A 276-nucleotide genomic window follows, 5' to 3' on the forward strand; every position below is an offset into this window, starting at 1 on the left:
CGGATCGCCGCCGCGGCCGTCACCCGCTTCCAGAGCTGGGCGGCCGAACGGTACGGAGCACCCGCCGAAGGCGGCTACCCGGCCCTCCAGCGCTGGTCCGTCGCGGAACTGGAGACGTTCTGGGCCGCCGTCGCCGACTGGTTCTCCGTCCGCTTCGCCACCCCGTACGAACGCGTACTCGGCGACCGCGCCATGCCCGGCGCCCAGTGGTTCCCCGGCGCCACCCTCAACTACGCCGAACACGCCCTGCGCACCGCCGAGGACCCGGCGCGCGCC

At 75.0% G+C, this 276-nt stretch carries 1 protein-coding gene; it reads left to right on the top strand.

Annotated elements, in window-relative coordinates:
- Window positions 1-276, top strand: a 276-nt coding sequence (locus DVH02_RS34045; RefSeq protein WP_325051424.1) for an acetyl-coenzyme A synthetase N-terminal domain-containing protein, incomplete at both ends; no start/stop codon positions are given.

Source organism: Streptomyces corynorhini (genome assembly GCF_003346515.1).
In the GTDB taxonomy this organism is placed as follows: Bacteria; Actinomycetota; Actinomycetes; order Streptomycetales; family Streptomycetaceae; genus Streptomyces; species Streptomyces corynorhini.